Source organism: Limnoraphis robusta CS-951 (assembly GCF_000972705.2).
On the sequence record NZ_LATL02000104.1, the window covers coordinates 1 to 9,954 of the forward strand.

Genomic DNA, 9,954 nt, shown 5'->3' on the forward strand with positions numbered 1-9,954 from the left:
TCCAAGATGACGTACTGCTCGTTTGTTCCTCGTAATTTGGCCTCAAATACCAACATGGCTGTTTTGACTCTATGTCATTAAGTTTAACAATTGATACGGAGATTGTAAAAAGCGGACAGGTCGAATGCCTCGCTTTTTACCTGGGGTGTCCATGTACCTACCCCCAAATCAAAGATTATGGAGGCAGTGCTATAGCCCCCCAGTCCCCCCGTTAAGATAGAATCAAGCGAACAATCGATAACGAAAGCCAAATATCCCCTGTGATGAAATCCAGTCAACGGATTGAAAGCTGCACAAATTTGAGTTGGGGATTCGATCATCAGGGGCTAGGGGCTATTGTTATCCGATAACACTGCTGATTCAATTTCTACCTTAACCCAAAACCGACTGCACAAGGTTAGGAAACGCTTGAACCGGAGTTATAGCGAGGGCATTGACTGATCATGAATCTTTGTCACCCTTTAGTAAGCTCCATTATTTTTGGGAAAAATGACAACACCGATGGTCTTAATTATAATCCACAGGTCAGTCCAGAAATTTTTGAAATTCACGTAATACAAATCAATCTGAACTCGTCGAGGATAGGGAATATCATTGCGCCCAGACACTTGCCACAAGCCAGTAATTCCGGGTTTAATCGTTAAAATTTTATCCATGTGACGCCCGTACTTGTGTAACTCTTCAGCGACGAGAGGTCTTGGCCCGACAACACTCATATCCCCTTTGAGGACATTCCAAAACTGGGGAAACTCATCGAGACTCGTCACTCGTAAGAAATGACCAATCCAGGTAATTCGGGGGTCGTGTTTCAGTTTAAAGTTGTCCTGAAATTCTTGACGCAGGTGGGGAGATGTTTCCATCATTTGCGTCAACATTTCATCGGCGTTTGTGACCATCGTTCTGAACTTGATGCAGTCGAAAAGCTTGCGGTTCTTGCCAACTCGTTGCTGCACATAAAACACTGACCCTGGTGAACTAAGCGAGATCAACAGAGCCAGAAGCAAGTACACTGGGGAAAACAGGATCAGAACCGATAGCGAAAACAGTATATCGAATGATCGCTTGAAAAACTCTCCGTTGAGGTTCTGTAGAACAGATAAACCTCGTATCGGCTGTTGCCGGACTAGAGGGACAAAACTACGCCTTGTGAACGCACGTCGTAGTCCCCTACCGAAGATGAGTTGGCTATTGGCAGTCATCTTACTCCTTCAATTCACACCACACACAGTCCTGATCATAAAGCTTCCAGACACCTTGTTCAGAAATCAGGGTGCAAGGAAGTCTCAAGTCCAATAAAATTTCGGGGGCGTACCCGAACATCCCTAACGGGATAACCCTTGAATGTATGCTTCTTTCTGCTTTCTACAGAATCCGCAATCATGCAAGCATTTTAGCCAAATTTTTCGGAGGGAAACTGTTTTTTCTGACAGCGTTCCACAAATTCCAGGTATTCTCGCCCGAACCGTTTTTGGTCAAACTGAGCTACATGGGATTGCATCTTTTCTGGCTGAAATTGGCTGCTGAGTTGCTCAAAGGTGTGTACGGCTTCAATTAAAGCCGCCTCCGTTTGAGGGGAAAACAACAGCCCCGTTCCCGAGTCGGGTGACAGACGAATATCGCTGACGGTTTCGAGCGCTCCGCCTGCACCATAAGCTATGACGGGAGTTCCACAAGCTTGAGCCTCAATCAGTGCCATTCCTAAATCTTCACAAGCCATATAGACAAAAGCTTTTGCTTGTGCCATATAGTGTTGAACCACTTCATCGGGTTGCCAACCCAAAACCTGTACATTTGATTTTGCCATCTGTTTGATTTGACTCAACTGTGAACCCGCACCAATCACCACCAGTGGACGCCCGAGTTGATTAAAGGCGTTGACGATTAATGAGATTTTTTTATAGCTCACTAGACGGCAAACGGTCAGATAATAGTCTTGCTTTTCAGTTTGTAGTTGAAAACGATCAAGATCAACAGGTGGATAAATCACTTTAGCGCGTCGTCGGTAACAACGCCAGATTCGCTCCCGTGTATGTTTTGAGTTGGCGATAAAATAGTCCACTCGATTGGCTGATAGTACGTCCCATTGGCGGATTCGATGTAATAAGTACCGCGTTAACACACCAGGAAGCCCCCAACCGGCCGGACTGCTGTTTAAGTAGTCAAAAGTCAAGTCCCAAGCATAGCGCATTGGTGTATGACAATAGCAAATATGCAGTTGGTCAGGACTGGTTAACACGCCTTTAGCGACCGCATGGGATGAGGATAAAATGACATCATAGGCTCGCAAGTCTAATTGTTCAATCGCCAATGGCAGAAACGGCAGATATTTCTGCACCCCATTACGAGCCAGGGGGAACTGTTGCAGAAATGTTGTGCCAATTTGACGATTGAATAAGTAGCTTTGCGGGTTGGTAGACTCAAAATCAATCAGAGCGTACAGATCTGCATCAATGTGTTTGAGGATGTCTCGCACAACCAGTTCAGATCCGCCCGTTGCTTTGGGGGTTAACCATTCATGGACTAGAGCATATTTAAACGACACAATGAATATCGGACGCTTAGGTAAAGATGTTCCATCAATATCTCATGGGATTACTGTATCGTACAGTTGAATGTTACGATTGGCTCTGATCAAGCGATGAATTCCAGAGCGTCGAGTACGTCACTCGGTTTGATCACGATCCGCAACCCGTCTTACACAAAATTGTCATTCAACCCGGATAGTTAAATTTATCTTATAGAACAGTTCAAGAATTCTTATGAAATTTAGAGGTTTGTGCCGTGTAAGCGTAGCGCGGGCGATCGCAGAAGATCATCAGTATTTTTTCGGACAAATAAGTTAATCTCGGTTACAATCTTAAAGAAAATACAAACTCTGGCTCAGACAACGCATCTACTCTGTTCATTGGTTCTGAATCAATGAGTAAAAACAGTTCTAGTCAGCCCGTGTGACTTCAATGAAATTAAAAGCCAGTAGAGATCAGATAGAATTATACCCTCTCTCCAGGGGGGAAGAAGCCGAAAACTCCTCTAATGGAGCCAATATCTATTTCTTTTACCTCTGTTAAATACAGACTCGATTTGACATTTTTTTGAATCAGAAAGTGTAAAGCATTTTTCACAATGTTCTCTGATTCCTGATGTTTATAGACATCATAAAAAGACTCAATAATCCGCAGGGTGTATTGAAGTGTTGACGAATGACTAAGTTCGATCATCCACACACAATCGAACCGAAAAACTAGATCAAAAAACCCTGCCATGATGCTGAACCCTATGCTGTCAAAGCAAGAATTTATCGGGGATGTTAATCACTGTTTGTATCAAGAACTCGAGCAGTTAAGGCGTGAAAATACAACCTTAAAAAATCGGCTCGAAAAAATTAGCCAGTTTCATCCCATTGTCCTCAAATTGTCGCCCTTTTCAATTGAAAGCGAAATGTCTGGCTCTGATGTAACGGTTAACCTTGTTAACGAGCCGCTATTCAATAACATTAGCCTTGCTCTTTCTACTACCCTAACTCAACAAGAACTTTTACAAACACCCATCAATTTTTCTTTCAATTACAGCCCGGGTTCCTGTGTTGAACCGACAAGCAATTCTGCCAACGAAAATCTCTATCGTCGAACACTCGCCTTAGAACATCTTATCCGCCAACAAACCCAAAACCAAAGCAACCTCAAATGTAGAATTCAACAAATTACTGAAACCGCCGCTCATACCTTGGAAGCTGTCGAAAAAATCAGTCTGTATTTATACCCTCAAAACCATCAATTTTCTGAACTTGAATCTCTATTTAATGTCAATATCAATCTGGGGAATGGGCAGAAAACTGATCCGGTTTGTCTTCACTTATATGATTGCTTAACTCACTATCATTATACTCATCTCGAACCGAATACGATAGCGACACCGCAACCCAATTATCTGGGTGAATGTCCGCTTGAATTTGCTTGGGGAAGTATTAAGCCCACTCTCAACTCGAAAGAATACAGCAGATTGTTTTCCGACTTCTCTAACCCTGTTCATCGCTCAAATCAACTGAATGTGTTAGATATTCCGCTCAAACTTGCTGAAGAAAAAATCGGATATCTGCGAATCGAACGAGGGAATATAACCGATGACTGGACAAAAGAGGAAGAATCTTTTTTGGAATGTTTAGCTCACTTAGTCAGTTTAACACTAGAACGATTCAAAAGCCAATACCTGGAAAAACAATGGTCTAGAGAACAGGAGCAACTGCAAGTTCAATTAGAGCAAAAAACCGCTACACTTCAGCAAACGACTCAAAAACTGCGATCGCAAATATCCGAACGTCAAAAGCTTGAATTAACCTTACAAGATGCTCGTCATAGCGCTCAAACGGCGCTGCGAGCGAAAAGGGCGTTTCTTGCTAATATTAACCACGAATTACGCACTCCCGTTCACGCCGTTATCGGCTATAGCGATCTTTTGTGCGAAGAAATGGTTGAACAGGGACAAATAAACTGGCTTGAAGATATGCAGATTATTCGTCGAGAAGGATATCGACTCCTGAATCTAATTGATAGTATTCTTGACTTGGTTCGCATCGAAGCGGGACAGATGTCATTGAACCTAGAAATCTTTGATCCGGTAAATGTGATCAAGGGCGTTGTTAAGAGCCTTGAGCCGATGGCTGAGAAAAACCGAAATCAACTTAAACTCAGTTATGGCAATGATTTAGGACTGATGCACACCGATTTAAGCAAATTGCAAAAAATTTTACATCACTTACTCGAAAATGCTTTGAAATTTACAGAAGGCGGTGAAATTGAGCTGACGGCTTGTCGCCAAGGGGATTGGATAGATTTCTATCTCCAGGATAACGGAATCGGGATTTCTGTCGAACAACTGCACTGTTTGTTTGAAGCTTTTACTCAAGCCGATGATTCTCTCTGTCGCAAGTACGCGGGAACTGGACTGGGATTAACGATTTGTCGCCGTTTATGCAAAATGATCGGAGGTGATATTACGGTTTCCAGTCAGCTTGGTCAAGGTTCAACTTTTGTCGTTCGTCTGAAAGCTCATCTAGATGATACTGTGCAGTGTCAAGCGGGATGATATTTTTTGGGGTGCAGAAAGACAAAATAAACAGTAAACTGTAAGGGTAAGGGGTAATTCAGTTCGATAGAATTTCCCCAGATTTGCTTTATATTTTTCTAGCAACATCCTCCCCCAACTGGGAATCCTCAAGCAACTGTTCACAAAAAGGTAAATATGTCCAGGTATGACTCCCACTTACGCTGCTCTTTCTGCGGCAAGTCCCAAGAGCAGGTTCGCAAGTTAATTGCTGGCCCTGGTGTCTACATCTGCGATGAATGCGTTGAACTTTGTAATGAAATTTTAGAGGAAGAATTTTCAGATTCTACTAACTCCTCTGCTCAATCTCCGCAACTTGATTATGCTTCTACAGGTTCAGCCAATAGCAGTTTTTCATTTCAGCATATCCCCAGACCCATAGATATTAAACAACATCTTGATGATCATGTTATTGGTCAAAATGATGCTAAAAAAGTTCTATCCGTAGCGGTTTATAATCACTATAAACGCCTGAGTCTAGAACAAGCCAGTCAGAGTGGCAATCTGAATCCTGATGATGCTGTAGAGCTACAAAAGTCGAATATTTTGTTAGTTGGCCCTACAGGTTGTGGTAAAACGTTATTGGCTCAAACTCTAGCCAAGCAACTTGATGTTCCTTTTGCGGTTGCAGATGCCACAACGTTAACTGAAGCGGGATATGTTGGGGATGATGTGGAAAATATCTTGTTGAGACTGCTACAGGTGGCAGATTTTGATGTGGAAGCGGCTCAACGAGGAATTGTGTATATTGATGAAATTGATAAAATTGCCCGCAAGAGTGAAAATACTTCGATTACTCGCGATGTTTCTGGAGAAGGGGTACAGCAAGCACTCCTGAAAATTTTAGAAGGAACGGTGGTTAATGTTCCGCCTCAAGGGGGACGTAAGCATCCTTATCAAGAATTTATTCAAGTTGATACCAGCAAGATTTTATTTATCTGTGGTGGTGCTTTTGTGGGTTTAGAAAAGATTATTGAACAACGACTTGGGAAGAAATCATTAGGCTTTATTCAACCCACTGAGACGGCGAATAATACAGCCGTTAAGTCTGTTCAACGTCAAGATGAATTGTTAAAATACGTTGAACCAGATGATATGGTGAAGTTTGGTTTAATCCCAGAATTTATAGGGCGAATTCCCGTCGTTACGGTGATTTCACCCCTGGATGAAGAAGCTTTGATGCGGATTTTAACAGAACCTCACAATGCTCTGATTAAGCAGTATAAAAAGCTGCTGAAAATGGATAATGTTCGCTTAGAATTTGAACAGGATGCTTTACAGGCGATCGCATCGGAAGCTTATCGTCGTAAAACGGGAGCAAGAGCATTACGAAGTATCTTGGAAGAATTGATGCTCGATGTCATGTATGAACTTCCTTCTCGTCAGGATGTGGTTCGCTGTATTATCACTCAGGAAATGGTTGAAAAACGCTCAACGGCTGAGGTTTTATGGCACCCAACCTGGCGTAGACAACACGAGTCAGCCTAAGTTTCTTGAGTCTAGGGATGGAAAATTTTGAAGTCGGTTTTCTATCCCTGTTTCGCTTGATTAATTATTTAAAGCTGCTTGTTCGGGAGAGGTATTTGTTTTAATGGAGCGTAATTCTTTTTGAATGGAAATGGCTTTTCCGAGAGAAGAAATGGCTTCTTGATAGTTTTTCAGTTTGGAGAGTAATGCTCCTCGGAAACGCCATGCTTCTGCATCGTTGGGTTCTAGCTTGATGGCTTGATCATAGGCGGCGATCGCCTCAGAATATTGTTCTAATTTTTCTAAGAGGAGTCCCTGATGTCGCCAAACTTCTGAGGCTGATGGTTTGAGTTCGATGGCTTTTTCGTAAGCAGTTAATGCTTCTGAATATTGCTTGAGTTGAACTAAAACTGAACCTTTCCCTAACCAAGCTTCATAACAATTCGGTTGATGGTGAATTGCTGTTTCAAAAGAAGCGATCGCCTCATCATATTGTCCTAATTGTTGTAATAAAGACGCTCTCATATTCCACAATTCGGGGGAAGTTGGATCGAGTCCAATGGCTTGTTCAAAGGAAGCGATCGCCTGTTCATAGCGTTTTAATTTACACAGTGCAACGGCTCGATTTAACCAAACTTCTCGTTTTCCAGCATCAATTGTAATGGCTCGATCATAAGAAATTATCGCTTCTTCATAGCGTTGTAACTTCCCTAATACATTACCCCGATTATGCCAGGTTTCATATTTATTGGGCTGAATTTCTAACGCTTTATCATAAGATTCTAAGGCTTCATCATAGCGTTTAAATTTCCGCAGTAATGCGCCTCGATTGTGCCATGCTTCATCATCATTCGGTTGAATCTGCAAAGAGCGATCGTAAGATTCTAAGGCTTCAGCATATCGCTTTAACTTGACTAATACATTCCCACGATTGTACCAAGCTTCAGATTTTTTAGGCTGAATTTGTACAACTTTTTCATAGGCATTTAGAGCTTCGTTATAGCGGTTGAAGCGCACCAGAATATTACCTTGATTATACCAAGCTTCATCTAAGCCTGGATTCATTTTAACGGCTTTTTCAAATAAAGCTAAAGCTTCTGCATAACGGTTTTCATTCGCTAAAGCTTCTCCTTGTTTGAGATAATCATCTGCAATGAATTCAGGGGAAGCCGAAAACTGAAAATCCCAATCTAAGTCTGTGGGTAATGGCGTTTTTGCTTGAGGATTGGCTGAGAAATGATGATTGAATTTTTCTAATAAAGATTGCTCTCTTGAGTTAAAATCTGATTGAAAATTTTGTAAGTTTTGTAGTGAATTTAACTGCAATTGATGTAATTGATCAATGGAAGTACGAGAGGCTGAGGCTTCTTGTTTGACGAAGTTAATTGATTCTTGAGCGGCTTGAATTTGTAGGGCTAATTCTTGAGCGAGGAGTTTAGATTGTTCCGTCGAAAGCGCAATTTGTTCTTCTAAGCAATCAACCCGACTGAGACTGCGATTGGCTTCTGCAACTAATTCTCGAATGATCAGACGCCGAACTAACCAAAAAAACGCCATCGTGACGATGGGTAAAAGCGTTACAACAATCAGTAAGCTATTGAGTAATGTAATGGTATAGTTAAATTCAGAGTCAGTTTGAGAAGTGGGTTGTTCAGAGAGTGTCGCGTTAGCCGTAGCGAGATTAATATCTGAGGAGAAAGGGCGATCGCTTTCTGAAAAAGTTTTTACTAATAAAGCTAACCAAGTTTGATCGAATAATGAGTTGATTTTTTGTTGATTGGACTGCGATAATTGAGCAGAGCGAGGTAAGGGTTGAACTGCCGAAGCAACAATTAAATGATTTCCTGTTGTTGGCTGAGAAATTGAGGGGGAAAACTCCTGCACAATCAACATTTCCGGCGTACTTACCGATGGCATCTGCTGTGATGCGATCGCCTCAATCGAATCAATTTTGTTGTCGGTTTCAGGTATTATGCCTGAAGAAGTGGATAGCCGAGCCTCCGAAATCGAACTCGCTTCGCTGATGGAGTTCTGAGCGACTAAAGCCGCTAAAGCTAAAAATGTTACATTTGATAATTTCATAACGCTCAACTCACGTGCAAGCTAGGAGGGATAAATCGCCGGATCAATTGACTCAAATTTGCACTGAAAACCGTTTTAACCTACAAACGAAGTCAGAGTTTAAGTGCTACTTAGTTTTACGCAAATCTCCAGATCAATCAGGACATATTGGTTTGACATCCTCTCCGCCGTAAACAACGGAGATTCCAAACATCACTGTTTGGGCTTCCTCTTTCTATGAGTTGACTTACAAGGATTGGGTTTCCCCGCCACTGCCGAGATCAGTCTCTCGGGAGGCGTTAATTTCCATCTGCCCGACGGTATTTGATAACTGTTTAAGTGCAGATTTTAGAATATTTTTGGCGGCATTTTCATCTCGGTCTGCTACATACCCGCAATGAGGACATTTATGAGTTCTCGTACTGAGAGTTTTGACAACCTTTTCACCGCAATTTGAACAATTTTGAGATGTATATGCAGGTTCAACGGCAATCACCGGAACCCCATAAATTCTCCCAAAATATTCCAACCATTCTCTAAATCTGTACCAAGCAGCATCGTTAATTGATTTGGCTAAATGATGGTTTTTCACCAGATTTCGTATCCGTAGGTTTTCAATCGCTACCAAGTCGTTAGACTGTATGACGTGTTGGGCTAATTTACAGACCCAATCGTTACGCCTGCGTGAAACCTTGAGATGCGTTCTACCCAAACGATTTATGGCTTTTTTACGGTTTTGACTTCCCTTTTTTTTTCGAGATAACCGACGTTGAAGCTTTTTGATTCGCCGCTCATCTTTTCTTAGAAAACGGGGATTCTCTACCTGTATCCCGGTGGAATCAGTGTAGAAATGGTTTAAACCGACATCCAAACCTGTTTGTTTGTTACTGAGTTCTTTGTTTTCCTCCCTTTCATGGTCTATCAAAAATTGGGCATAATATCCATCGTGTCTTCTAATCACCCTAACCCGTTTAATTTGTTGGAGTTGATAGAAGTGCAAGTCTCGACTACCCCAAAGCTTAAATGTACCCGCTTGAAACTTGTCGGAAAAGGTTAAATAGCGTCTATCTTTCGACAGTTTCCAGCCCGAAGTTTTGTACTCAACCGATGCTCTGACTTGGTACTTTTTGAACTGGGGAAAGCCTTTCCTCCCCGGTATTTTTTGCCGACAATTTTGATAAAATCGCTCAATTTAAAACAGATAGGATAAGGATTTAACGGATTAAGCTATCTGTGAGATGCCAAGATATATGGGTTTTACAGTTAAGTTAATCCGTTCTTCCGCTTCTCTATCCGTTTTTAAATTGATGCCCATGCTCTCTCTGC

At 41.9% G+C, this 9,954-nt stretch carries 5 protein-coding genes and 1 pseudogene; 2 read left to right on the forward strand and 4 right to left on the reverse strand.

From position 1 onward, the window contains the following. Positions 1-461: 461 nt before the first annotated feature. The gene (locus WN50_RS09565) at positions 462-1,199 is read right to left on the reverse strand and encodes an undecaprenyl-phosphate galactose phosphotransferase family protein (RefSeq protein ID WP_046280688.1); all 738 of its coding nucleotides are present in this window, start codon (positions 1,197-1,199) and stop codon (positions 462-464) included. Positions 1,200-1,390: 191 nt separating this feature from the next. Continuing rightward, positions 1,391-2,542 (reverse strand): glycosyltransferase, encoded by a 1,152-nt coding sequence (locus tag WN50_RS09570; protein ID WP_046280687.1) that lies wholly within the window; start codon positions 2,540-2,542, stop codon positions 1,391-1,393. A 719-nt stretch (positions 2,543-3,261) separates the two neighbouring features. On the opposite strand from WN50_RS09570, the gene WN50_RS09580 reads away from it, so the two are divergent. Together WN50_RS09580 and clpX are read left to right on the forward strand one after the other, a co-directional pair. Then, entirely contained in the window at positions 3,262-5,082 is a 1,821-nt protein-coding gene (locus tag WN50_RS09580) for a sensor histidine kinase (RefSeq protein WP_049558911.1), read from the forward strand. A 156-nt stretch (positions 5,083-5,238) separates the two neighbouring features. After that, positions 5,239-6,588: an ATP-dependent protease ATP-binding subunit ClpX gene (gene clpX, locus WN50_RS09585; protein ID WP_046282433.1), complete on the forward strand. Its 1,350-nt coding sequence runs from the start codon at positions 5,239-5,241 to the stop codon at positions 6,586-6,588. Positions 6,589-6,648: 60 nt separating this feature from the next. On the opposite strand, the gene WN50_RS09590 is transcribed toward clpX, so the two are convergent. Beyond that, complete coding sequence (locus WN50_RS09590; protein ID WP_046282434.1) at positions 6,649-8,649, reverse strand: tetratricopeptide repeat protein; 2,001 nt, start codon at positions 8,647-8,649, stop codon at positions 6,649-6,651. Positions 8,650-8,841: 192 nt separating this feature from the next. Then, positions 8,842-9,820: pseudogene (locus WN50_RS09595) on the reverse strand (RNA-guided endonuclease InsQ/TnpB family protein); the annotation flags it as partial. Positions 9,821-9,954 lie beyond the last annotated feature (134 nt).

Bases quoted from the DNA above. Each gene is read 5' to 3' on its own strand.
- WN50_RS09565 (WP_046280688.1), bottom strand. From the start codon at position 1,199: ATGACTGCCAATAGCCAACTCATCTTCGGTAGGGGACTACGACGTGCG.
- WN50_RS09580 (WP_049558911.1), top strand. From the start codon at position 3,262: ATGATGCTGAACCCTATGCTGTCAAAGCAAGAATTTATCGGGGATGTT.
- clpX (WP_046282433.1), top strand. From the start codon at position 5,239: ATGTCCAGGTATGACTCCCACTTACGCTGCTCTTTCTGCGGCAAGTCC.
- WN50_RS09590 (WP_046282434.1), bottom strand. From the start codon at position 8,649: ATGAAATTATCAAATGTAACATTTTTAGCTTTAGCGGCTTTAGTCGCT.